This is a genomic window from Streptomyces marincola (assembly GCF_020410765.1).
Taxonomy (GTDB): Bacteria; Actinomycetota; Actinomycetes; order Streptomycetales; family Streptomycetaceae; genus Streptomyces; species Streptomyces marincola.
Map to the genome: position 1 here is coordinate 4,802,632 of NZ_CP084541.1, position 23,675 is coordinate 4,826,306.

General features: G+C 74.6%; 20 protein-coding genes. 12 read left to right on the plus strand and 8 right to left on the minus strand.

Annotated elements, in window-relative coordinates:
• The first annotated feature begins 31 nt into the window (after positions 1–31).
• Positions 32–913 (plus strand): acyl-CoA thioesterase, encoded by an 882-nt coding sequence (locus LC193_RS21210; protein ID WP_226076521.1) that lies wholly within the window; start codon positions 32–34, stop codon positions 911–913.
• On the opposite strand, the gene LC193_RS21215 is transcribed toward LC193_RS21210, so the two are convergent.
• The gene (locus LC193_RS21215) at positions 849–1,796 is read right to left on the minus strand and encodes a GNAT family N-acetyltransferase (protein ID WP_226076524.1); all 948 of its coding nucleotides are present in this window, start codon (positions 1,794–1,796) and stop codon (positions 849–851) included. The genes LC193_RS21210 and LC193_RS21215 overlap by 65 nt on opposite strands.
• Entirely contained in the window at positions 1,793–2,587 is a 795-nt protein-coding gene (locus tag LC193_RS21220) for a phosphatase (protein ID WP_226076527.1), read from the minus strand. Before LC193_RS21220 ends, LC193_RS21215 begins: the two co-directional genes overlap by 4 nt.
• Positions 2,588–2,768: 181 nt before the next feature.
• Here LC193_RS21220 and LC193_RS21225 point away from each other — a divergent pair, with 181 nt between their 5' ends.
• Positions 2,769–4,472: a SpoIIE family protein phosphatase gene (locus LC193_RS21225; RefSeq protein WP_226076530.1), complete on the plus strand. Its 1,704-nt coding sequence runs from the start codon at positions 2,769–2,771 to the stop codon at positions 4,470–4,472.
• 143 nt (positions 4,473–4,615) lie between these two features.
• Positions 4,616–5,218: an NAD(P)H:quinone oxidoreductase gene (wrbA, locus tag LC193_RS21230; RefSeq protein ID WP_226076533.1), complete on the plus strand. Its 603-nt coding sequence runs from the start codon at positions 4,616–4,618 to the stop codon at positions 5,216–5,218.
• A gap of 57 nt (positions 5,219–5,275) precedes the next feature.
• On the opposite strand, the gene erm is transcribed toward wrbA, so the two are convergent.
• Positions 5,276–6,073 (minus strand): ErmE/ErmH/ErmO/ErmR family 23S rRNA (adenine(2058)-N(6))-methyltransferase, encoded by a 798-nt coding sequence (gene erm, locus LC193_RS21235; protein WP_226076534.1) that lies wholly within the window; start codon positions 6,071–6,073, stop codon positions 5,276–5,278.
• Positions 6,074–6,577: 504 nt separating this feature from the next.
• Between erm and LC193_RS21240 the strand changes: the two genes are divergently transcribed.
• Both LC193_RS21240 and LC193_RS21245 read left to right on the plus strand, forming a co-directional pair.
• Positions 6,578–10,210 carry an ABC transporter ATP-binding protein gene (locus tag LC193_RS21240; RefSeq protein WP_226076537.1) on the plus strand — a complete coding sequence of 1,211 codons (3,633 nt, stop codon included), beginning with the start codon at positions 6,578–6,580 and terminating at the stop codon, positions 10,208–10,210.
• Positions 10,211–10,300: 90 nt separating this feature from the next.
• Positions 10,301–10,591 carry a hypothetical protein gene (locus LC193_RS21245; protein WP_226076538.1) on the plus strand — a complete coding sequence of 97 codons (291 nt, stop codon included), beginning with the start codon at positions 10,301–10,303 and terminating at the stop codon, positions 10,589–10,591.
• A 40-nt stretch (positions 10,592–10,631) separates the two neighbouring features.
• Here LC193_RS21245 and LC193_RS21250 read toward each other — a convergent pair whose 3' ends face one another.
• The 3 genes from LC193_RS21250 to LC193_RS21260 form a co-directional block, all read right to left on the minus strand.
• The gene (locus tag LC193_RS21250; protein ID WP_318842176.1) at positions 10,632–11,114 is read right to left on the minus strand and encodes an NUDIX domain-containing protein; all 483 of its coding nucleotides are present in this window, start codon (positions 11,112–11,114) and stop codon (positions 10,632–10,634) included.
• A gap of 118 nt (positions 11,115–11,232) precedes the next feature.
• Positions 11,233–13,365, minus strand: a complete 2,133-nt coding sequence (locus tag LC193_RS21255) for an ATP-binding SpoIIE family protein phosphatase (protein WP_226076540.1) — start codon at positions 13,363–13,365, stop codon at positions 11,233–11,235.
• A 92-nt stretch (positions 13,366–13,457) separates the two neighbouring features.
• Complete coding sequence (locus LC193_RS21260) at positions 13,458–14,012, minus strand: sugar O-acetyltransferase (RefSeq protein ID WP_226076542.1); 555 nt, start codon at positions 14,010–14,012, stop codon at positions 13,458–13,460.
• 266 nt (positions 14,013–14,278) lie between these two features.
• Between LC193_RS21260 and LC193_RS21265 the strand changes: the two genes are divergently transcribed.
• Together LC193_RS21265 and LC193_RS21270 are read left to right on the plus strand one after the other, a co-directional pair.
• Positions 14,279–14,872, plus strand: a complete 594-nt coding sequence (locus tag LC193_RS21265; RefSeq protein WP_226076543.1) for a helix-turn-helix domain-containing protein — start codon at positions 14,279–14,281, stop codon at positions 14,870–14,872.
• On the plus strand, positions 14,869–15,594 hold the full coding sequence (locus LC193_RS21270) for a GNAT family N-acetyltransferase (RefSeq protein WP_318842177.1): 726 nt from the start codon (positions 14,869–14,871) through the stop codon (positions 15,592–15,594). Before LC193_RS21265 ends, LC193_RS21270 begins: the two co-directional genes overlap by 4 nt.
• A 246-nt stretch (positions 15,595–15,840) precedes the next feature.
• On the opposite strand, the gene LC193_RS21275 is transcribed toward LC193_RS21270, so the two are convergent.
• Complete coding sequence (locus LC193_RS21275; RefSeq protein ID WP_226076546.1) at positions 15,841–16,887, minus strand: LacI family DNA-binding transcriptional regulator; 1,047 nt, start codon at positions 16,885–16,887, stop codon at positions 15,841–15,843.
• An 88-nt stretch (positions 16,888–16,975) separates the two neighbouring features.
• Between LC193_RS21275 and LC193_RS21280 the strand changes: the two genes are divergently transcribed.
• From LC193_RS21280 to LC193_RS21290, 3 genes are read left to right on the plus strand one after another with little or no spacing between them, the layout of a single operon-like run.
• Positions 16,976–18,139 carry a Gfo/Idh/MocA family protein gene (locus LC193_RS21280; protein WP_226076549.1) on the plus strand — a complete coding sequence of 388 codons (1,164 nt, stop codon included), beginning with the start codon at positions 16,976–16,978 and terminating at the stop codon, positions 18,137–18,139.
• Between the two features lie 13 nt (positions 18,140–18,152).
• Positions 18,153–19,316, plus strand: a complete 1,164-nt coding sequence (locus LC193_RS21285; protein ID WP_226076552.1) for a dihydrodipicolinate synthase family protein — start codon at positions 18,153–18,155, stop codon at positions 19,314–19,316.
• Positions 19,317–19,345: 29 nt separating this feature from the next.
• A complete protein-coding gene (locus LC193_RS21290; protein ID WP_226078838.1) occupies positions 19,346–20,155 on the plus strand; it encodes a sugar phosphate isomerase/epimerase family protein in 810 nt (269 codons plus the stop codon).
• A 173-nt stretch (positions 20,156–20,328) separates the two neighbouring features.
• Here the strand turns inward: LC193_RS21290 and LC193_RS21295 are convergent, their stop codons facing one another.
• Entirely contained in the window at positions 20,329–21,522 is a 1,194-nt protein-coding gene (locus LC193_RS21295) for a HesA/MoeB/ThiF family protein (protein WP_226076554.1), read from the minus strand.
• 211 nt (positions 21,523–21,733) lie between these two features.
• Here LC193_RS21295 and LC193_RS21300 point away from each other — a divergent pair, with 211 nt between their 5' ends.
• A complete protein-coding gene (locus LC193_RS21300) occupies positions 21,734–23,071 on the plus strand; it encodes a M14 family zinc carboxypeptidase (RefSeq protein ID WP_226076557.1) in 1,338 nt (445 codons plus the stop codon).
• Positions 23,072–23,146: 75 nt separating this feature from the next.
• Positions 23,147–23,656, plus strand: a complete 510-nt coding sequence (locus tag LC193_RS21305) for a DUF3830 family protein (RefSeq protein ID WP_226076560.1) — start codon at positions 23,147–23,149, stop codon at positions 23,654–23,656.
• Positions 23,657–23,675: the final 19 nt, after the last annotated feature.

A 23,675-nucleotide genomic window follows, 5' to 3' on the forward strand; every position in this document is an offset into this window, starting at 1 on the left:
CGCGCGGCGCCGGCCGGTGGAGAATCGGCCCATGCACGCTACTCTCCAGTATCTGCTCGATCTGCTCGACCTTGAGCCGATCGAACAGGACATCTTCCGCGGTGAAAGCCACGCGTCCGTCATCCCCCGGGTCTTCGGCGGCCAGGTCGCCGCGCAGGCGCTGGTCGCGGCCTGCCGCACCGTGCCGGACGACCGGCTCCCGCACTCACTGCACTCCTACTTCCTGCGGCCCGGCGATCCGGGCGCGCGCATCGTCTACACCGTGGACCGCATCAGGGACGGCAGGTCGTTCGCCACGCGCCGGGTGGTGGCCGTTCAGCACGGGCAGGCCATCTTCACCCTCTCGGCGTCGTTCGCGAGGCCGGAGGAAGGGCTCGAACACCAGGAGCCGATGCCCGACGCGCCCGACCCCGAGAGCCTGCCGCCCGCCGAGGAGCTGCTGCCCAGGTACGCCGACCTGTTCGTGGACCCCGGAGTGGTGGACCTGCTGCTCCAGGCCAGGCAGGCCATCGACCTGCGGTACGTCAACGAGCCGCCGTTCGGCACGGCGGGCAGCCCGCGCGAGCCGCGCGCACAGGTGTGGTTCAAGCTGAACGGCGAGCTGACGGGCAAGCAGGACAACCCCGTCGCCCACCTGTGCATCGGCACCTACGTCTCGGACATGACGCTGCTCGACTCGGTGCTGCTCGCCCATGGCAGGGGCGGCTGGATGACGGGCGACACCGTGGGCGCGAGCCTGGACCACGCGATGTGGTTCCACCGGCCGTTCCGCGTGGACGAGTGGCTGCTGTACGACACGGACTCCCCGACGTCGCAGTCGGCGCGGGGCCTGGCGCGCGGCCGGATGTTCACCCGGGACGGCCGGCTGGCCGTGTCCGTGATCCAGGAGGGTCTGATGCGCGTGCCGCGCTGACCTGGACGCGGGAGCCCGTCGCCGCCCACGTCGTCCACAGCGGGCGGTATCCGCAGCGGTGCCAGAACGGTCCTGACAGCGGGCTGAGCGCGGCGTAGTGCAGCACCGTCAGGGTGCAGCCGGCCTCTTCGAGCGCCGCGTGGGCGGTGCGCACCAGCGCGGTCCCGATGCCGGCGCCGCGTCTGGCCCGGTCCACCGCGAGCGCCGTCAGGTAGCCGGGGTGCCGCGCGGTCGCCAGCCGCGCCGCCCACGCGGTGCGGCCCGGGTCCTCGACCGCGACGACGCCGACGACCGTTCCGCTGTCCTCGGCGACCCAGCCGAGCGCGCGGGCCAGCAGGGCGCGGACGTTGCGCGCCGAGGAGCGGCGGATCACGCACGCGCCGAACCTGGCGTCCCAGCGCAGACCGTCGAGCCACAGCGCGGCGGCGGCGTCGACATCGCCGGGGCCGAGCGGCCGGACGCTCGTCCCCGGGCCGCGCCGCGGCCCGGGGACGGGGCGGCCCGCCGGGCGGACCGCGGCGACGCGCCGCGGGCCCATGCCGTGGGCCAGGAGCACGGGGGTCAGCTCGGTGTCGCGGCTCGGCCAGGTGAACACGGCCTCCGCGTCCCCCGGCGGCGGCCAGCCCGGCAGGCGTTCGCGCCAGGCGGTGAGCAGCGCGTCCAGCGCGCCGGCGCGGTCCGGGCCGGTCGGCCGCGCGTACAGCTCGTGCCGCTCCGCGGCGGACCACGTGGCGTCGAACGTGTCGAGGTCGGGGCGCGTGCGCCGGTGGACGCCCTCGGCGCCCGGCACGTGGAGCGGCGTGTCGCCCGGCGCGGGCGGCGGCAGCGGCAGGGCGCGGGGGAGCAGCGGGTCCAGCGCCCGCGGGCGCCGGCCGTTCCTCATCCGCGGGCCAGCCCGGCGGCGTGCAGCAGGTAGGCGGTCATGGGCTCGTAGTGGCGCGCGTTGGTGACGTGGTCGTCCAGCGGCACGCAGACCGAGAGCGTGCCCTCGGTCTCGCCGATGAAGAGGGCCGGGTCGTTGCAGTCCGCGTAGCCGATCGTGTCGATGCCCCGCTGGGCGGCGCAGCCGGCCCAGCCGTGGTCGGCGACCACCAGGTCGGGCAGCGCCTCGCCGTCCCTGACGAGGGCGTCGAGTATCTCCGCCATCGGCTGCGGGGAGTGCGTGTGCCACAGCGAGGCGCCGCGCTCCCACACGGCGACGTCCGCCATCTGCGTGACGACCCCCTGGTCGGCCGCCAGGCCGATGGGCACGCGGACCAGGTCGCAGCCGGCGGCGGCCAGCGCCGCCGCGGTGCGGGCGTGCACGTCGAGCAGGCCGCCGGGGTGGCCCGTCGCCACCAGGACGCGCAGGCCGCCGGCCGCGGCCCCGCGCAGCAGCGCCGCGGCGCGGTCGAGGCCGTCGACGGTCAGCTCCGGGTCGATGGTGTCCTGCCCCTGCCGGTGCTCCGGGTCCCCGTCGACGCCGCACCGCTCCGCCATGACCGCGAGCACGTCCTGCTCGTCCTTCCACCGGTCGCCGAGTTCGAGGCCGAGCCAGAAGTACCGGTTCCCGTTCGCCAGCTCCCGGTAGTGCGCGAGGTTGTTCTCGCGGGGGGTGGCGACCTGGCCGGCGATCCGGGTGGCGATGAGGTGGGCGATCAGATCCGGTCGGGACGGGGCGGCGGTCGTCGGCATACGGCCAGTATCGCCCGGATGGGGCAATTCCGGGGGGCCAGTCGCTGAGCTGTGATCTCCGGCGCGCGGGAGGTACGCCGGAGACGGACGGGCCCGGCGGTTGCGGATGCCGGTCACCTGCCGGTGAATGGGAGGAGGGAGCCCTTCGGGAACCGCGTCCGAGGAGAAGGCGGCGACGAGCATGGCAGAGTCCCAGCCGGTGGACCCGGGGGCGTTGCGCGCCGCCTTCGAGGGAATGGGCGCCGGGCTCATCCTCACGGACCGGGACGGAATGATCGAGGCGGTCAACCCGCACGCCGAGCTGCTCCTGGGCCGCCCGGGCCGCACGGTCGTCGGCCGCGACTTCCACGAACTCCTGCACCGCAGGGCGGACGGGTCGCTCGGGCCGCGCGCGGAGTGCCCGCTGTGGGCCGTGGTCGAGGAGGAGCGGATCGCGCGGGTGGAGACCGACAGCTTCCTGCGGGGCGACGGCAGCCTGCTGCCGGTCAGCTGGTGGGGTGCCCCGGTGATGGCGGACGGCGAGGCCACCGGGGTGGCGACGCTGTTCGGCGGGGTCGACGAGCAGGACGAGGCGCGCAACCACCAGGCCGCCCACCTGGCCGCGATGGAGGACCTGGCCCAGCGACTGGCCCTGGTGCAGGAGATCACGGACGTGCTGACCCAGACGCTGGAGGCCGAGGAGGCGCTGAACCGCCTCGGGCGGCTCCTGGTGCCGCGGCTCGGCGAGTGGGTGACGGTCGACCTGCGCGAGGGCGAGGAGGACGTGCGGCGGGTCGCCGTCGTGGGCCCGCAGGGGCGCGCGGGCGACGAGGACAGCGGCTACGGCCAGTCGACGCGCATCCCGGAGTCGGCGAGCACCGTGCTGGTGCGCGTGCTGCGCAGGAACGAGGCGCTGCTGATGTCGCGCGCCGAGATCGCCGCGCCGCCCGAGAGCCCGGGGGCGATCGTGCACGGCTTCCTGCACACCCTGGGGGCGGTGTCGGCGGCCGTGGTGCCGCTGAGCACGCCGCGCCAGGTGGTCGGGGCCCTCACGGTGGCCCGCACCGATCCCGAACGGCCGTTCCGCGAGGACGAGTTGCCCCTGATCCGCGACATCGGCCGGCGCGCGGGGCTCGCCATCGACAACGCCCGGCTGTTCGAGCGCCAGCGGGACATCGCCGCGATGATGCAACGGCACCTGCTGCCCGCGCTGCCCGACATCGAGCCGCTGCGGCTGGCCGCCCGCTACCAGCCGGCGCCGCGCGGTTCCCAGGTCGGCGGCGACTGGTACGACGCGCTGGTGCTGCCCGACGGCGCGACCGCGCTGGCCGTCGGCGACGTCGTGGGGCACGACCTCACGGCCGCCGCGGGCATGGCCCAGTTGCGCAACATGCTGCGCGTCCTGGCGTGGGACCGCCCCGAGCCGCCGAGCGCCATCATGGGCCGCCTCGACGACGCGATGTCGGACACCACGGACGTGCCGATGGCCACGCTGCTGCTGGCCCGCATCGAGCCGGCGGAGGACGCCGCGCCCGGCGTGTGCTGGCAGATGTGCTGGACCAGCGCCGGCCACCCGCCGCCGCTGCTCGTCACGGACGACGGGCACGCCCACTACCTGGACCAGGGGCAGGACCTGCTGCTCGGCGTGCTCCAGGAGACGCACGTCGCCCGCCGCGACGGGGTGGAGCCGCTGCCGCCCGGGTCGACCGTGCTGCTGTACACCGACGGGCTGGTCGAGTTGTCCGACAGCGACCTGGACTCCGGCCTGAACCGGCTGCGCCGCCACGCCATCGCGCTGGCCGGCAGCCCGCCGGACGAGTTCTGCGCCCAACTGCTCTCGCGGATGCCGCCCGGCGGGTCGGACGACATCGTGCTGCTCGCCCTGCGCGTGCCCGACAGCGGCTGAGACCGGCTGGAGAGGGCGCGCCGGTGGGCCGCCGGGGGCGCGCGCCGGCGTGGCTTCGCGGTGGCACGCGCCGTGTGCCTGGAGTGTCACGCGGCGGTACGCGTTCGTTTGACTACGGTGAGCGAAGCCGTGAAAGGAGTCGTATGAGTGCGCGTATCGCCGTCATCTACTACAGCGCCACAGGCAACGTCCACGAGCTGGCGCAGGCCCTGGCGGAGGGCGCCGGGAGCCGGGGTGCCGAGGTGCGGCTCCGCCGCGTCGAGGAGCTGGCCCCGGACTCCGCGATCGACGCGAACCCCGTGTGGCGCGCCCACGTGGACGCCACCAAGGACCAGGTGCCGCAGGCCGAGCTCGCGGACCTGGAGTGGGCGACCGCCTACGCCTTCGGGACCCCCACCCGGTTCGGCAACGTGAGTGCGCAGCTGAAGCAGTTCATCGACCAGACCGGCGGTCTTTGGCAGAGCGGGGCGTTCGTCGGCAAGCCGGTGACCAGCTTCACCTCCGCGATCAACCGGCACGGCGGCCAGGAGTCGACGATCCTGTCGCTGAACAACGTCTTCTACCACTGGGGCTGCGTGATCGTGCCGCCCGGCTACTCCGATCCGCTGCTGTACGCGGCCGGTGGCAACCCGTACGGCACCAGCTGGCCGAGCGGCGGCGGCGAGGGGCCCGACCGGGCGGCCCTCGACGCCGCCGCCTACCAGGGCCGCCACCTCGCGGACATCGCGAACCGGCTGGCGGACTGACCCGGGCGGGCGGCTCCGGCCGCCCGCCCGCGCCGTCGGCGGCACAGGGCGGTGGGGCTACTGGCCTTTGCGGCCCGCGCGGCTCCGGTGGGGCCCGTTCAGCCGCCGGAAGATCGTCAGCCACTGCCGCGGACTCACCCGGCCCACCAGCGCGTCCTCCGCGACGCCGGCGGCCCGCAGGGCCTCGCGCACCCGCGCGCTCCCGTGCTGCCGGGCCAGACTGGCGCGCAGCGAGCCGCCGGTGCCGGTGAACCCCTGGGCGACCAGCGCGCGGTAGGCCGGGAGGTCGCGCCGGGGCACGAGAGGGGCGGGTCGGCGCACGATGCGGAGCACGGCCGAGTCCGTGCGCGGCACGGGGGTGAAATGCTGCCGCCGGATGCGCGGGCCGAGCTGCCACGTGTGCTCCGGCCAGCTCTGCACCGTCAGCAGGGGCCAGGTGCCGAAGTCACCGGTCCGCTTGCGGGCGTACTCCAGCTGGGTCACCAGCGTCGCGGAGGTCAGGCCGGGTGCGGAAAGGCACCAGCGCACGATGTCGGTCGTGCGCGCGAAGGGGATGTTGCCGACCACGGCGAACGGCGCGCCGGGCGGCTTGGCGTGCAGGAAGTCGCCGGCCACGACCTCGACGTTGCGCGCCGGGCGCAGCCGCTGGGGCAGCCGGGCCGCGAGCGCCGGGTCGAGTTCGTAGGCGATGACCTGCCGTACGGTGCGCGCGAGCAGGCGGGTGAGGGTTCCCTCGCCCGCGCCGGGCTCGACGACCAGGTCGGCGGGCCGAAGTTCCGCGGTGCGCACGATCTGGCCCAGCACGGCCGTGCTGTGCAGGAAGTTCTGGGAAAGGGTCTTGCGGCGGGAAGCCACGGGCGTCGTCCTCGGAGGGGAGGACAGGCCGGGCGGCGGTCGGAGAGCGGGAGACCCGCTGGGACCCGGGAACGCGCACGCACCCGCGCGAGAGCGGGCTGTGCCGGGGAACCCAAGGCAGATCCCCGGGCAGAAAACGCTGTGCCGTCGGCCTGTCCGGATCGGGTGGGACACGGACGGCCCTGGCGGGGCGAGGAGACGCGAAGGCGCCGAACGCGAGGATCAGACGCCGGGCGAGTCCTGACGGACCAGGGCCGGGCGCCGGACGCGGAAGCGACGCGTGCGGAGGGGACTCCGGACGGCGGACCACGCGCCGGCGCGCGATCCGTCGATGAACAACGTTCCTGCCATGCGGCCGACCCTAGGCACGGCGGCCTGCGCGCGGCAACCCATTTAGCGGACGGCGGTGATCCCCGGCACCGTGCTTCATAGTGTTGCGGGGGGATGAAACGGCAGGCCCGGGGCGTTGGGGACTGCGGTGTCCATGGAACGGGAGGCGCGGTCGTGACGACTCGGGACGGTGGCTGGATACGGCGGCTGACCGCCTACTGCTGGCACTACCGCCGCAATCTGCTGATCTCACTGGGCGCCTCGCTCGTCGGCATGGGCGTGATGGCGCTGATGCCGTTGATCATCAAGGTCGTCATCGACGACGTGGTGCTCGGCGAGCAGGGCGGCCTCGGCCCGTGGATCGGGCTGCTCGTCGGCGCGGCCGTCGTCGTCTACGCGCTGACGTTCGTGCGCCGCTACTACGGCGGCCGGCTCGGCATCGACGTCCAGCACGACCTGCGCACCGAGATGTTCCGCAGCCTCACCCGACTGGACGGGCGGCGGCAGGACGAACTCAGCACCGGCCAGGTCATCGGGCGCGCCACCAGCGACCTCCAGCTGATACAGGGCCTGCTGTTCATGATGCCCGTGACCATCGGCAACCTCATGCTGTTCGCGGTGTCCCTGGTCGTGATGCTGACGCTCTCCCCGCCCCTGACGCTGATCGCGCTGGCCGTCGCCCCGGCGCTCTGGTTCGTCGCGCGCCGCAGCCGCACCCGCCTCTTCCCCGCCACCTGGGTCGCGCAGAACGAGGCGAGCGCCGTCGCGGGCGTCGTGGACGGCGCGGTCACCGGCGTGCGCGTCGTCAAGGGCTTCGGGCAGGAGGAGCAGGAGACCGGGAAGCTGCGTGCCGCCGGGCGCAAGCTGTTCGCCGCCCGGCTGCGCACCGTCCGCCTCTCCGCGAGGTACACGCCGCTGCTCCAGGCCGTGCCCTCGCTCGGCCAGGTCGGGATGCTCGCCCTCGGCGGCTGGATGGCGACCGAGGGGCAGATCACGCTGGGCACGTTCGTCGCGTTCTCGACGTACCTGGCGCAGCTCGTCGGGCCGGTGCGGATGCTCACCGTCATCCTCACCATGGGCCAGCAGGCCAGGGCCGGCGTCGAGCGCGTGCTCGAACTGATCGACACGGAACCGGAGATACGCGAGGCGCCGGACGCCCGCGAGCTGCCCGCGGACGCGCCCGCGACCGTCGAGTTCGATCGCGTCAGCTTCGGGTACGGCGCCGGGCGCCCGGTCCTGAACGATCTGTCGCTGCGGATCGAGCCGGGCGAGACGCTCGCCGTCGTGGGGCCCTCGGGCAGCGGCAAGTCGACCGTGTCGCTGCTGCTGCCCAGGTTCTACGACCCCGACGGCGGGTCGGTCCTGGTCGGCGGCGAGGACGTGCGGCGGCTGACGTACGACTCGCTGCGCTCCGCCATCGGCCTGGTGCCCGAGAACAGCTTCCTGTTCTCCGACACCATCCGCGCCAACCTCGCCTACGGGCACCCGGAGGCCACCGACGAGCAGGTGCGGGCCGCCGCGCGCGCCGCCCAGGCGGACGGCTTCATCAGCGCGCTGCCCGACGGCTACGACACGGTCGTGGGCGAGCAGGGCCTCACCCTGTCCGGCGGGCAGCGCCAGCGCGTCGCGCTGGCCCGCGCGATCCTCACCGACCCGCGGCTCCTCGTGCTCGACGACGCGACGTCCGCCGTCGACGCGCGGGTCGAGCACGAGATCCACGACGCGCTGCGCTCGGTCATGTCCGGGCGGACCACGCTGCTGATCGCCCACCGGCAGTCCACACTCCAACTCGCCGACCGGATCGCGGTCCTCGACGCCGGGCGGCTGGTGGACACCGGCACCCACGAGGAACTCGTCGGGCGCTGCGAGCTGTACCGGCAGCTGCTGGCCGACCCGGGCGAACTCGGCGGCGTCGACCGCGACCCCGCGGGCCTCGAAACGGACGCCGGCGCCGCCGGAGCGCGGGAGTCCGACGCGCCGGGCGCGACGCCGGAACTGCTCGCGCAGGTCGCCGCCCTGCCGCCGGCCACCGGAACCCCGGACATCGACGAGGAACGCGCCGCCCGCCCCGAGGAGAGCTACGGCCTGCGGCGGCTGCTCGGCGGCCTCGGCCGCCCGCTCCTCCTGGCGCTGCTCCTCGTGGTCGCCGACGCGGCGGCCTCGCTGCTGCTGCCCGTGCTGATCAGGCACGGCATCGACGAGGGCGTGCAGCAGGCGGCGCTCGGCGCGGTGTGGGCGGCGGCCGGCCTCGCGCTCGCCGTCGTCCTCGCCCAGTGGGCCGCGCAGCACGGGGCGATCCGGGCCGTCGGCCGGACCGGCGAGCGCGCCCTGTACTCGCTGCGCGTCAAGATCTTCGCCCATCTCCAGCGGCTCGGCCTCGACTACTACGAACGCGAGCTGACCGGCCGGCTGATGACCCGGATGACGACGGACGTGGACGCGCTGACCACGTTCCTCCAGACCGGGCTGACACAGGCGCTCGTCGCGGTGCTGACGTTCTTCGGCATCCTGGTGGTGCTCGTCGTCATCGACTCCCAGCTCGCGCTCGTGGTGCTCGCCACCCTGGTGCCGCTCGTCGTCGGCACGGTCTTCTTCCGGCGGCACAGCGTCCGCGCGTACGAGCTGGCCAGGGAACGGGTCGGCGGCGTCAACGCCGACCTCCAGGAGTCGGTGGCCGGGCTGCGGATGGTGCAGGCGTTCCGGCGCGAGCGCGACGGCTACGAGCGGTTCACGGCACGCTCGGACGGCTACCGGCAGGCGCGCGTGCACGGGCAGTGGCTGATCTCCGTCTACTTCCCGTTCGTCCAGCTGCTCGCGACGCTCGCCACGGCGGGGGTGCTGATCGTCGGCGCGGGCCGGGTCGCCGACGGCACGCTGACCGCGGGCGCGCTCGTGGCGTACCTGCTGTACATCGAGTTGTTCTTCGCGCCGGTGCAGCAGCTCTCGCAGGTCTTCGACGGCTACCAGCAGGCGCTCGTCTCGCTGCGCCGCATCCAGGAGCTGCTGCGCGAGCCGACCACCACCCCGCAGGCGGCCAGCCCGCGGCCGGTGTCCTCGCTGCGCGGCGAGGTCACCTTCGACGATGTCGGGTTCGCCTACGCGGACGGCACGGAGGCGCTCGCGGGCGTGCGGCTGCGGATACCGGCGGGGCAGACGGTCGCGTTCGTCGGCGAGACCGGCGCGGGCAAGTCCACGCTGGTGAAGCTCGTGGCCCGGTTCTACGACCCGACGCGGGGCGCGGTCCTCGTCGACGGCACCGACCTGCGGGACCTCGATCTCGCCGGGTACCGGCACCGGCTCGGCGTCGTGCCGCAGGAGCCCTACCTGTTCGCGGGCACGGTCAGGGAGGCCATCGCCTACGGCCGTCCCGAGGCCACCGACGCCGAGGTCGAGGCGGCGGCGCGCGCCGTGGGCGCGCACGGGATGATCGCGGCGCTCGCCGGCGGCTACCACTACCAGGTGGGCGAACGCGGGCGGAATCTGTCGGCGGGCCAGCGACAGTTGATCGCGCTGGCCAGGGCGGAGCTCGTACGGCCGGACATCCTGCTCCTCGACGAGGCCACCGCCGCCCTCGACCTGGCCACCGAGGCCGCGGTGAACCGCGCGACGGATCGCCTCGCGGGCAGCCGCACGACCCTGGTGGTCGCGCACCGGCTGACGACGGCGGCGCGCGCCGACCGGGTCGTGGTCCTCGACGGCGGGCGGGTGGCCGAGGACGGCTCCCACGCCGAACTCCTCGCCGCGGACGGACAGTACGCGCGGCTGTGGCGCACCTACGCGGGTGAGCCCGCCACGTCGCCGGGCTGACGGCGGCGGCGGGCGGCGCGCGCGGCGGCCGGTGGCCGCCGCCCGGCGGCAGCCGCGTTTGACCGGTACCGGCCGGGTACCCGGAATGTCATGTCCACCAGAAAAGCGAATCTCGGACCGGCGGCGGCCGTGATCACCGTGATCGCGGACGTCGCCGCGTTCATCCTCGGTCTGTGGATCGTCATGTACCTCCTCGACGCCAACGAGCAGAACGGACTGGTCGAGTTCGTCCACGACGTGTCCCGCTGGCTGGCCACCTGGTCGCACGACCTGTTCACGTTCGACGAGGAGTGGGCGCGCGTCGTCTGCGGTTACGGGCTCGCGGCCGTGGTGTACCTCGTCGTCGGCCACGCCGTGGCCAACCGCGTCCGGCGCCTGTGAGGGAACGCGGCGACGGCAGGACGCGAGCCGGTGCCACCGGTCAGCGGCCGACCAGCTCCGCGAGGCGGGCGTCGACCGTCTGGAGGCGGCCGTGCGGCAACGGGCCGGCCCCGTCCCACCAGTGGATACCCGATATCTCCGCCGTCGGGGCGAACGGCTCCGCCGCGTCCGTCTCCGCGCGGTAGACCGCGCCGCGCAGCACGTCGCGGCCGGGCAGCGAGGTCAGCGCGAACCCGGCGAAGCGCAGCAGCCGCGGCGCCACGTGCTGCCCCGACTCCTCCGCCAGCTCGCGCGCCGCGGCCTGACGCGGCGTCTCGTCCGGGTCGAGCCCGCCGCCGGGCAGCTCCCAGCAGTCCCGGCCGCGCACGTGCACCAGGAGCAGCAGCCCGGCGCGCCACAGGGCCACCAGGCTGTAGCCCACGGGGACGCCGTCGTCGAAGCGCGTGTCCTCGGGCACGCGGTCGAACGCGAGCAGCCGCATGCCGAGCGGTCCCGAGGCGAGCGGTGGGGCGGATTCGGTCATGGCGGCAGCCTAGGCGCCGCCTCCGACAACGCGCCCCGCCCGGGTTCGTCCCGGCCGGTCCGGTCCGTTCCTGCGTGCCGTCGCGCCGTCGTGCCGTTCCGCCGGGCCGGGGCGCCGTTCAGCCGGCGGCGAGCAGCGCCTCGGGGGAGGGGGTCGGTGACAGCTCGGCCCAGATGGTCTTCCCCTCCCGCCCGTGCCTGGTGCCCCACCGTGCGGTCAGGTGCGCGACGATGAACAGCCCGCGCCCGCTCTCGTCGAAGGCCCGGGCCCGGCGCAGGTGGGGCGAGGTGCTGCTGTTGTCCGAGACCTCGCAGATCAGCGCGGAGGGCTCCCGGATGAGGCGCAGCTGGATCGGCCCGTCGGCATGCCTGATGGCGTTGGTGACCAGCTCGCTGACGACGAGCTCCGTGGTGAAGGCCGCGTCCGGGAGTCCCCAGACGGTCAACTGCCGTTCGGCGAGTTCACGCGCATGAGCGACGGCGGTGGGGTCGTCGGGGATGTTCCACGTGGCGACGTGCGCCGCGTCGAGGGCACGGGTACGGGCCACGAGGAGCGCGATGTCGTCCGTCTGCCCGTCGTCCAGCATCGCCCCGAGCACCGTCTCGCAGACCGCGTCGGCGGAGGGGGCGGGCCGGGACAGGGCCTGTCTGAGCGTCGCCTGGCCGCGTTCCATGTCGTGCTCGCGGGCGATGAGCCCGTTGGTGTAGAGCGCGAGGTAGCTGCCTTCGGGAAGCAGGACCTCGTGCGCCTCGAACGGCAGCCCGCCGAGGCCGAGCGGCTGCCCGGCGGGCGCGTCCACGAACTCCGCCCGCCCGTCAGGACGCACCAGCGCGGGCGCGGGGTGCCCGGCGCGCGCCATGCTGCAAATGCGGGACGCCGGGTCGTAGACGGCGTACAGGCAGGTGGCGCCGACCGCGCCGGCCGGGCTCTCCGCGGTGCCCTCGCCCGTCTGCTCCGGGTCGTTCCCCTCGGTCTCGGAACGCAGCCGGATGACGACGTCGTCGAGGTGGGTGAGCAGTTCGTCGGGCGCCAGGTCGATGTCCGCGAGCGTGCGCACCGCGGACCGCAGCCGTCCCATGGTCGCCGAGGCGTACAGGCCGTGCCCGACCACGTCGCCGACGACGAGGGCCACCCGCGCGCCGGAGAGCTGGATGACGTCGAACCAGTCGCCGCCCACGCCCGCGGTCGAGTCCGCCGGCAGGTAGCGGGTGGCCACCTCGACGGCCGCGACCTCGGGCAGCCGCCGGGGCAGCAGGCTCTGCTGGAGGGTGAGCGAGGCGCGGTGCTCGTGGGTGTAGCGGCGCGCGTTGTCGACGCACACCGCCGCCTGCGCGCCGATCTCCTCGGCCAGCAGGAGGTCGTCGGCGTCGAAGGGGTCGGCGCGCAGGTGCCGGACGAACATCGCGATCCCCAGCGTGGTGCCCCGGGCGCGCAGCGGAACGGCGATGCCGGAACGGCCGTTGCCGCGCGTGTGCGGGGCCGCGCACGCGGGGTTCGCCTCCAGCCACGCGGCCACTTCGGCGTCGTCGAGGATGCGGGCGCGCGCGTCGGGCGCGGTCGCCTCGACCGGGTCCGCGGCGTCGGCGAGGGCGGTCGCCTCCCCGCGCGCGGGCCAGTCCTGGCGTTGGGGCCGCGCGCCCTCGCCCCGGTCCCGCACGTCCTCGCGCGGGCCGGTGCCGGTGGCCGAGCGGTGCGCCACGCGCCGCAGGCGCCGTGCGACGCCGTCGGGCCCGCCGGGCTCGTCCCCGCGCAGGACCGAGTCGAACAAGTCGACCGTGACCAGGTCGGCGAAGCCCGGTACCGCGACCTCGGTGACCTCGCGCGCCGTGCGTCGCACGTCGAGCGTGCTGCCGACGTGCCGGCTCGCCACGCGCAGCAGCGTCAGCCGCTCCCTCGCGATGGTCAGGCGGCTCACGCGGGCCTCGCGGTTCAGCCGGATGCGGCAGATCACGAGGCCGAGGGCGGACGCGCAGATCGCGGCCGAGACGATGACGACGCGGGTGCCGGGGGAGAGGCCGGGGATGCTGCCGCCGTACGCGATGACGATGGAGGCCACCGTCAGCAGGCCGACGAGGAACGTGTCGCGCAGGGACAGCAGCGCGCCCGCCGCCATCGGGGCCAGCACCGAGAACCCCGACCATCCGGTGAGGTTGTTGTGTCCCGACCAGATCTGGAGGGCGGTGAGCAGCGCCAGGTAGACGAGCAGCAGCGCGAACACGCCGCCTTTGCCCCCGCGGCGCAGGGAAGTCACGTGGCGCACCTCCCGCCTTCTGTGGCCCTCTCGGTCAACCGTAGCCGCGGGGGTTGCCCCCCGCGACCGGCGGCCGTACCGTGCCCGGCCGCCTACACGCTCCGGACGACGCGGGCCGGATTGCCCACGGCGACGACGTTCGCGGGCAGGTCCTTGACGACCACGGCACCCGCTCCCACCACGGTGTTCTCGCCGATGGTCACACCGGGGCAGACGATGACGCCGCCGCCGAGCCACACGTTGTCGCCGATGGTGATGGGCGCCGCGGCCTCCCACTTCTCACGGCGCGGTCCTGGCTCGACCGGATGGGTGGGGGTGAGCAGCTGGACGTTCGGGCCGATCTGCACGTCGGCGCCGATGGTGATGCGGGCGACATCGAGGAAGACGGCACCGGTGTTGACGAACGTGCGGGGGCCGATGCTGATGTAGGTGCCGTAGTCGACGCGCAGCGGGGGGCGTACCTCGGTGCCCTCGCCGACCTCGCCGAGCAGCGCGACGAGGGCGGCCCTGCGGGTGGCGGCGTCAGCCGCGGCCGTGGCGTTGAACTCCTCCGTCAGGCGGATCGCCCGGGCGGCGTCCGCGGCGAGTTCGGGGTCGTCGGCGATGTACAGCTCGCCCGCGAGCATGCGTTCCTTCTGGGTGCCCATGGCGCGACCCTAGTGCTGTCGGCCCGGATGCCACCGGCCGGGGCGGGGGCGCGGCGGCGCTCTGCGCCGGTGCGCCCGCGCGGGCCGCGCGCGGCCCTCTCGTCCTCGTCCGGCTCTGGCGGACTCGACGGGCTCGCGGCGGGTTCCTTCGGCTCGCGCGGTCTCGCCCGGTGCTGTCGCCGACCCGTGCACTCGTTCGGGGGATATCCGGGGGCGACCGCCGGAAAAACCGCCCGTTCTCCCGGATCAGGGATAGTATCCCGGATATGGGAGATGTGAGTGAGGGGCTGGCCGGTCCGCCGGCGGGCTCGGTGGAGGCCAGGCTCGCGGGCCGGCTCGCGGAGCTGCGGAGCGAGCGGGGCTGGTCGCTGGAGGAGCTGGCCGATCGCAGCGGAGTCAGCCGTTCGACGCTGTCGCGCGTGGAGCGGGCCGAGATGAGCCCGACCGCCGCCATGCTCGGCAAGCTGTGCACGGTCTACGAGCGGACGATGTCGCGGCTGCTGAGCGAGGTGGAGCGGGAGCCGCCGGGACCGGTGCCGGCCGGCAGCCAGGCGGTGTGGACGGACGCGGCCACCGGTTTCGTGCGCCGTTCGGTGTCGCCGCCGCACGCGGGGCTGCGCGGCGAGGTGATGGAGGGGCGGCTGCGGGAGGGAGCCGTCATCACCTATGAGGCGCCGCCCGTCCCCGGCCTCGAACACCATGTGTGGGTCCTCGACGGCGCCGTCGAGGTCACGGTGGGGGAGGAGACGCACGCCCTGGGGGAGGGCGACTGCCTGCGGTTCCGGCTGTGGGGGCCGTCCGGGTACCGCTGCCCCGGGCCAGGGGACGCCCGGTACGTTCTGGTGGCGGTGCTGCCGTGAGCACCGAGATCACCCGGCTCGACAGCCCGGAGGACCTGCTGGCGCACGCCCGGGAGCTGGGCGCCCTGCTGGCCGACGTGGTGGCCGACGGCGCCTCCATCGGTTTCGTCGCGCCGTTCGGCGCCGAGGAGGCGGCGGCCTGGTGGGCGGCCCGCGCCCCCGCCTGCGGCGACGGCCTGACGGTGTGGACGGCGCGGGTGGGGCGCCTCCTGGTCGGCACCGCGGGGCTGGTCCGGGCCCCTCAGGCGAACGGACGGCACCGCGCCGAGGTCGTGAAGCTCATGGTCCACCCCGGGGCGCGCGGTCGGGGCGTCGCCGCGGCACTCCTCGCCACGGCCGAGCAGGCGGCATGGGAGTCCGGGGTGAAGCTGCTGCTGCTCGACACGGAGACCGGCAGCGCCGCCGAGCGCCTGTACCGGTCGGCGGGCTGGACGAAGTTCGGCGAGGTCCCCGCCTACGCGGCCGATGCGACGGGCACCCTGCGGGCGAGCAGCTTCTTCCACAAGTCCGCGGAGGCCGCCGCGCCCTCAGGCGGCCTCCGCCGGGGCGCGGGCGCCGCACGCCCCGGCGGCCCCGGGGACGCCTCGGTCGCGGCGGGCGGCGCCGGGCCGGGGCCGCTCCCGCCCGGGGCAGAACGGCTCCCGTCCGGGGCCGGTCCCGGACGTTCCGTCCCGGGGACAGCGGGCGGGCCGCGGGACGGGGGTGAGGCCCTGGGCGCATGAGAGGACGCGGGGGTGCGCGGGCGGGTGACGCGGGCACGGTGCGTGTGCGTCCCGGGGCGCGGCGGCGGACCGTGCCGTGCGGTGGCGGGGAGCCGTTGGAGGTGCCGGGTGCCGGGTGCCGGGTGCCGGGTGCCGGGTGCGGTGGCCCGGGTGCGGTCGCGGGTCGTGGTGGGGCGCGGTCGGTGTGCCCGGTGCGGTCGCGGTGGCCGGTGTGCGGTGGCGGGCGTGGGGGGCCCCTGAGGCGGTTCAGGGGCGCGGCGGCGCCGTGGAGTCGCGCACCATGAGGTCGCCGTGGAAGGTGGCGACGCCCCCGGGCGGCGCGTCCTCGCGGCCGAGGGCGAGCCGTCCGGCCCGGGCGCCCGCGTCGTGCAGCGGGAGGCGGACCGTGGTCAGGGCCGGCACGGCGTCCACCGCGAACGGCAGGTCGTCGAAGCCGGTCACGGACACGTCCTGCGGAATGCGCAGCCCGCGGTCGCGCAGGGCCGCGCACACGCCGAGGGCCACCGTGTCGTTGGCGGCCAGGATCGCCGTCAGATCCGGGTCGCGCCGCAGGAGTTCGAGTGTGCCGTCGTAGCCGGAGGCGCGGTCGTACCCGCCGTGCGTGGTGAGCCGTTCGGCGTCCGCGGCGAGGCCCGCCGCGGCCATGGCCGCCCGGTGCCCCTCCAGCCGGTGACGTGTCGTGGTGCGGGCGGCCGGCCCGGCGAGGTAGCCGAGGCGGCGGTGGCCGAGGGACAGCAGGTGCTCGGTCAGGCGCCGGGCGCCGCCGCGGTTGTCGAACGTCAGGGCCAGCGGCTGCGGTCCGTCCTCCGCGGTGGCCAGCGGCGGCCGGCCGCACAGCACGACCCGCGATCCGGCCGCGTCCAGCCGGCGCAGGCGCGTGGCGAGCGCCGCGCCGTGCGCGGCGTCCTCCACCGCCCCGCCGGTGAGCACGACGGCGGAGGCCCGCTGGCGCTGGAGGAGGGTGAGATAGGTCAGCTCGCGCTCGGGGGAGCCGCCGGTGTTGCACACGATGGCCAGCTTGCGCGTCGCCTGCCCGATCTCCGACTGCACCGCCCCCGCCATGATCCCGAAGAACGGGTCGGCGATGTCGTTGACCAGGACGCCGATCAGATCGGAGGTGGCGGCGGCCAGCGCGCTGGCCGGCCCGTTCACCACGTACTCCAGCTCCTCGACGGCCCGCAGCACCCTGGTCCTGGTGGCGCCGGCCACGGGGTAGTTGCCGTTGAGAACGCGGGAAACCGTTGCCGCGGACACCCCCGCGCGGGCGGCCACGTCCGCCAGCGTGACTGACATGCTCTGCTCCCACTTGTCCTAGCCGGTGGAGAGAGGTTAGCTTCTCTCCGGGTAGAAAGCGCTTACTGCGCTCTCTGGGAGGGAAGGCATGACCACCAAGAAAACTGTCCGGATCGCGATGAACGGCGTCACCGGGCGCATGGGCTACCGGCAGCACCTGGTTCGTTCGATCCTGGCGATCCGTGAGCAGGGCGGTGTGGACCTCGGCGACGGCTCGGTCATCTGGCCCGAGCCGGTGCTGGTCGGACGCCGCGAGCACGCGCTGCGGGAGATCGCGCGGCAGCACGGCCTCGACCCCGACACCGACGTGACGACCGACCTCGACGCGGTGCTCGCCGACGACAGCATCGACATTTACTTCGACTCGCAGATCACGCTCACCCGTGAGGCCGCCATCAAGCGGGCCATCGCCGCGGGCAAGCACATCTACACCGAGAAGCCGACCGCCACCTCGCTCGACGGCGCGCTCGCGCTGGCGCGGCTGGCGAGGGACGCGGGCGTCAAGCACGGCGTGGTGCAGGACAAGCTGTTCCTGCCGGGCCTGCGCAAGCTCAAGCGGCTCATCGACGGCGGCTTCTTCGGGCGCATCCTGTCGGTGCGCGGCGAGTTCGGCTACTGGGTGTTCGAGGGCGACTGGCAGCCCGCGCAGCGCCCCTCCTGGAACTACCGCTCCGAGGACGGCGGCGGGATCGTCGTCGACATGTTCCCGCACTGGGAGTACGTGCTGCACGAGCTGTTCGGCCGGGTGGAGACCGTGCAGGCGCTGACCGCGACGCACGTGCCCCAGCGCTGGGACGAGCAGGGCAAGCCCTACCAGGCGACGGCGGACGACGCCGCCTACGGCATCTTCCAGCTCGAAGGCGGCATCGTCGCCCAGATCAACTCCTCGTGGTCGGTGCGCGTCAACCGCGACGAGCTGGTGGAGTTCCAGGTGGACGGCACCGAGGGCTCCGCGGTCGCGGGCCTGCGCAACTGCCGGGTCCAGCACCGTTCCGCCACGCCGAAGCCGGTGTGGAACCCGGACCTGCCCGCCACCGAGGTGTTCCGCGAGCAGTGGCAGGAGGTGCCGGACAACGGCGAGTTCGACAACGGGTTCAAGGCGCAGTGGGAGCTGTTCCTGCGGCACGTGGTGCTCGACGAGCCGTACACCTGGGACCTGCTGGCCGGGGCGCGCGGCGTGCAGCTGGCCGAGCTGGGGCTCGCCTCCTCGGCGGACGGCCGGCGGCTGACCGTTCCCGAGCTGAGCCTGTGAAGGAGGACCGACCGTGACGAACGCCATCCGGCTTCCGGAGCCCGGCGGCACACTGCGCGCGTACCAGCCGCGCGCCGAACCCCTCGACCTCGCACCGCACGGTGCCCCGCTCACCTCGCGCATCGTGTTCTCGGCCGCGCACGTGGTCGCCGACCCGTTCGCCGACACCACGCCTGACGGCCCGGCGGCGGTGGACTGGGACAGCACGCTGGCCTTCCGCCGCCACCTGTGGGCGCACGGCCTCGGCGTCGCCGAGGCCATGGACACCGCCCAGCGCGGCATGGGTCTGGACTGGCAGGGGGCGGCCGAGCTGATCCGCCGCGCGGGCGCCGAGGCGCGCGCGACCGGCGGGCGCATCGCGTGCGGCGTCGGCACCGACCAGCTGACCGGCCCGGCGGACACCGCGGCGGTGCGGGCGGCCTACGAGGAGCAGCTCGCGGTCGTCGAGGAGACGGGTGCCCAGGCGATCCTGATGGCCTCGCGGGCGCTGGCCGCGTCGGCGCGCGGCCCCGAGGACTACGCGGAGGTCTACGGGCACCTGCTGCGGCAGGCGGCGGAGCCGGTGGTGCTGCACTGGCTCGGCCCCATGTTCGACCCGGCCCTCACGGGCTACTGGGGCAGCGAGGACCTCGACGCGGCCACCGACACGTTCCTCGGCATCATCGAGGCCCACCAGGACAAGGTGGACGGGGTCAAGGTGTCGCTCCTCGACGCGGAACGCGAGGTGCGGCTGCGGCGGCGGCTGCCGGCGGGCGTGCGCTGCTACACCGGTGACGACTTCAACTACCCGGAGCTGATCGCCGGCGACGAGCAGGGCTTCAGCCACGCGCTGCTCGGGATCTTCGACCCGCTCGGCCCGCTGGCCGCCGACGCGGTGCGGACGCTGGACACCGGCGATGTCGCGGGCTTCCGCAAGCGGCTCGACCCCACGGTGGAGCTGTCGCGGCACCTGTTCCGGGCGCCGACCCGCTACTACAAGACGGGCGTGGTCCTCCTGGCCTGGCTGGCCGGGCACCAGGACCACTTCACGATGGTCGGCGGGCTCCAGTCCGCGCGGTCGCTGCCGCACCTCGCGCGTGCCTACGAACTGGCCGACGGACTGGGCCTGTTCCCCGACCCCGCCCTGGCGAGGGACCGCATGGCGGGGCTCCTGGCGACGCACGGGGTGACGCCGTGAGCGATCTGACCGGGTTCTCCATCAACCAGATGACGGCCAAGCAGCTGCCGCTGCCCGAGCTGGTCAAGGGCCTCGTCGGCCTCGGCGTGCCGGGCGTCGGCCTGTGGCGCGAGCCGGTCGCAGAGTACGGGCTCGCGGAGTCGGCCGCGCTGGTCGCCGACGCCGGGCTGACCGTCACCTCGCTGTGCCGCGGCGGATTCTTCACGGCCGTCGAGCCGGCGGAGCGGGCGGCGGCGCTGGCCGACAACCGGGCCGCCGTGGACGAGGCCGCCGCGCTCGGCACGGACACCCTCGTACTGGTCTCCGGCGGGCTGCCGCCCGGCAGCCGTGACCTGCCGGGCGCGCGCGAGCGGATCGCGGACGCGCTGGCCGAGCTGGGGCCGTACGCGGCCGAGCGCGGCGTGCGGCTGGCGATCGAGCCGCTGCACCCGATGTACGCGGCGGACCGGTGCGTCGTCTCGACGCTCGCACAGGCGCTCGACCTCGCGGAACGCTTCCCCGCCGAGCAGGTGGGCGTCGTCGTGGACACCTACCACCTGTGGTGGGACGACCGGGTCGCCGAGCAGATCGAACGGGCCGGGCAGGGCGGTCGCATCCACTGCTTCCAGCTCGCCGACTGGGTCACACCCCTGCCCGCCGGGGTCCTCACCGGGCGCGGGCAGCTCGGGGACGGCGCGGTGGACATGCGCTGGTTCCGCGACGCCGTCGCCGCCGCGGGGTACCGCGGTCCCGTGGAGGTGGAGATCTTCAACGACGGCCTGTGGGCGCGGGACGGGCAGCAGGTGCTCGCCGAGACCGTGGACCGCTACCGGGAGCACGTGCTGGACCCGGCCGCCTGACGAACGGCCCGCCGCCGCGCCGCACCACCGCGGCGGCGGCCCGTTCGGACACCGGGCACCGGATGCCGCACGCGGCACGCGGTGGCCGCGCCGGGCGTCGTCGACGCGACGGAGCGGCCCGCGGCCGGGCCGGGACGCGGTTCGGCCCGGCGGAGGCGTTCGGGCCGAGGGGGTCAGGCCGGGGCGCCCGGTGCCCCGGCGGCGCCCCGGGCCCCGGGGGCGCCGGGCGCCCCGCAGGCGGGGCAGTCCTCCCGGGCCGGGGCCCGGGAGTACGTCGTGTCGTGCAGCGCCATCAGGTTGACGCCGAAGCGGAACCCGGGCTCGGTCGGCGGGACCCCGGTCAGCAGGGTCAGCGCCGCGTGCGCCATCAGACTGCCGGCGAGGCCCGCGGTGACGGCGTTCACCGGGTTCCACGCCATGCGCGGGGAGGCCAGCGACTCGTCCTGTCCCGGCGCGAGGCGCAGGTCCCGCCGCTCGAACTCGGCCGCCCGCAGGCACTCCCAGCATCCGCCGCGGCCCGGCCGGTACACGCCGACGCTGACCAGCGGGCCGCGGTAGCCGCCGTCGACCCAGGGCAGGCGCGCGGCCAGGCACGTGCGGTTCGTCCACCGCCTGATGTCCTGCGGCCGGTCGGCGCACAGCAGGAGCGCGTCCCAGGCCCCGGCTTCCCCGGGCGCCCGGGCCAGCAGCGCCGCCAGGTCGCCCGGCGTGCCCACGCTGGCCTCCTCACCGGTCACCGTGACGTCGGAGTTCAGCGCCCGCAGGCGCGCGACGCCCGCCGCGACCTTGCCGGCGCCGATGTCCGCCTCGCGGTACAGCGTCTGCCGGTTGAGGTTGGACAGCTCGACCCGGTCGGAGTCGACGCAGTGCAGGCGCCCGACGCCGGAGGCGACCAGCGCCTGGGCCGCCACCCCGCCGACCCCGCCGAGGCCGATCAGCAGCACCGCGGCCTTTTTGAGCCGGGCCTGGGCCTCCCAGGTGTTCGTACGGGGCGACAGGTCCATCCAGCGCAGCAGCGGAAGGCCGCGGCTGTACCGTTCCGCCTCGCGGTCGGAGAAGAGGGCGGGGCGCGCCGCCGCGGCGTCCTCGACGAAGCCGGCGGCGTTCAGCTGCCGCAGCGCGTCGCCGACGTCGTCCGCCGTCAGCTCCGTCAGCTCCGGGTGGCCGGCCAGGACGTGGCCGATCAGCGCCTCCTCGGTGCGGCTGCCGTCCGCGCCGCAGGTGAGGGTCCACAGCCAGCCCGCGGGGTCCTTGATCTCGGCGCCGATTCCGAAGACGACGCTGCCGATACGGATGTCTCCCTCGATGGTGCGATAAGCGGTGTGCTCGGGCTTGATCCGCGGCTTCCATAACCGTTCAACGGCCATATGTTCCTGCCCAATTGACTGGTCCGACCCTTGACACTCTGCCCCGACCGGCGAACACTTGCAAGCAGACGTCAGGCCATAGAAGGGGGCGGCATGACCCGTATCGAGATACGACCGCTGGAAAAGAAGGAGACCACGGGGGAGAGCAACTCCATCGGTACGTAATCGCGTCCGGCGCCGCGCCGCCCACAGACTTGGAATCCAGGTGTCGTTGAAGAGCAGCACGGGTTACCCATCGGTCGACACCCTGGGCCGGATCGCGCGCGGCATGGTGCGGCGCCATCCGCGGGCCATGCGGCTGAGGACGGTGGGACGCTCGCGCGGGGGCGACCCGTTGCTGCTCCTCACGGTCGGCCATGGCGCGCGCAACGTTCTCCTTGTCGCCGGAGCACACGCCAACGAGCCTGTGGGCGGGGCGACTTCACTACGACTGGCGCACAAGTTGGCCACCGGTGCGACCGGTGCCGGAGGGACGACCGGTACGGGCGGGCGGGTGGCCGACGGGCGGGGGCTGTTCGATCTGTCGCGCGCCTCCTGGCATTTCCTGCTGTGTCTCGACCCGGACGGCGCCCGGCTGAACGAGAGCTGGCTGCACGGACCGCCCGACCTCCATCGATATTTCCGTGGATTCTACCGGCCGCTGTTCGCGAGCCAGCCGGAATTCCTGCCCATGCCGGATGACGGGCGCCCGCGGCTGCCCGAATCGGAAACCCTGCTCGCTTTGCTCGACGAGCTGCGCCCGGAGATCCAATTCTCCCTGCACGGAAGTGAAATGGGCGGCGCATTCGTGCAGAGTACGCGCGGTATTCCCGGGCTCAGCGGCGCGCTGCGCGATGTGTCCGGGTCCCTGTCCATTCCCGTGGACATCCGCCCGTTCGACGGAATCGACTGGCACGCGGCGGGCCCTGGCGTCCTCGTCCTGCCCGAGCCGGGGGACGGCCGCGAACGCGACCCCTCGGGGCTGACCACCGGGACCACGTGGCTGTACCCGGCGCGCCACGGCACGGCGACCGTGATCCTTGAGGTCCCGGCCTGGGCCGTCGCCGCCGTCGCCGACCCCGCGCCCCACCCCGACCCGGAGAAGGCCGTCGCGCTGGCCGCGGAGAGCCTGCTCGAACGCATCGGCCGCGTTGCCGCCCTGGTCGGGGAGCCGGGGACGCTGCGCGGCGGGGAGCCCGACCCGTTCCTGCGGGCCGTGGCCGAACTGGTCGCCGTCGCGCCCGGCGTCGTCGACACCTGGCTGCGCCCCGACTTCAGGTACGCCGACGGAACGCGGCCCGCGGCCACGCGCGGCAGCGCCGCCGCCCTGCTGATCGCCGCCCGCCGCGTCGCGCTGCGCGCGGCGGCGATGCTCGCCAGGTCGCCGCACGCCGCCCCGGCGGAACGGCGGGCGCGCGCGGGGCGTGCCGCGGGCCCCGGGGAGCTGGTGGCGGAGTGGTGCGGGGAACTGGCGGCCGAGTTCGGGCCGCGCCCCGTGCCCGTCGCCGTGCAGGCCGAGTTCCAGGCCCGCCTCGCGCTGCGCTGCGCCCGCCTGTCCGCCGGCGGGTGACGAACGCGCCGCCGCGCCGCGGCCCTTCGGCGTGGCATGGTGGGTTCGGCCCGCCCCACCACCAGGAGGGAACCCATGACGAACGCCGACGACCGGTTCATCACCGTCTCGCTCGACAAGCGCGGGGTCAGCTGCACCGCCCGGCTGCTGAGCGACCGCGCGCCGATCACGTGCGACGCCGTGTGGAACGCGCTGCCGCTGGGCGGCGACGTCTACCACGCGAAGTACGCGCGCAACGAGATCTACGCGCTGGTGCCGCCGTTCGCGCCGCAGGAACCGCCGCTGGAGAACCCGACGGTCACGCCGATCCCCGGCGACCTGTGCTACTTCACGTTCTCCGACACCCAGCTCGGCACCAGCTCCTACGGGTACGAGAACGACGCGAAGCACCAGGGCCGCACGACGGTGGTGGACCTGGCGCTGTTCTACGAGCGCAACAACCTGCTGATCAACGGCGACGCGGGCTGGGTGCCCGGCATCGTCTGGGGCACCGTGGTGGACGGCCTCGACCGCATGGCGGACGCCTGCCAGGACCTGTGGCGGGCCGGCGCCCTCGGCGAGAGCCTGAACTTCCGCCGCGCGTGAGTCCTTCACCCGGGCGCGC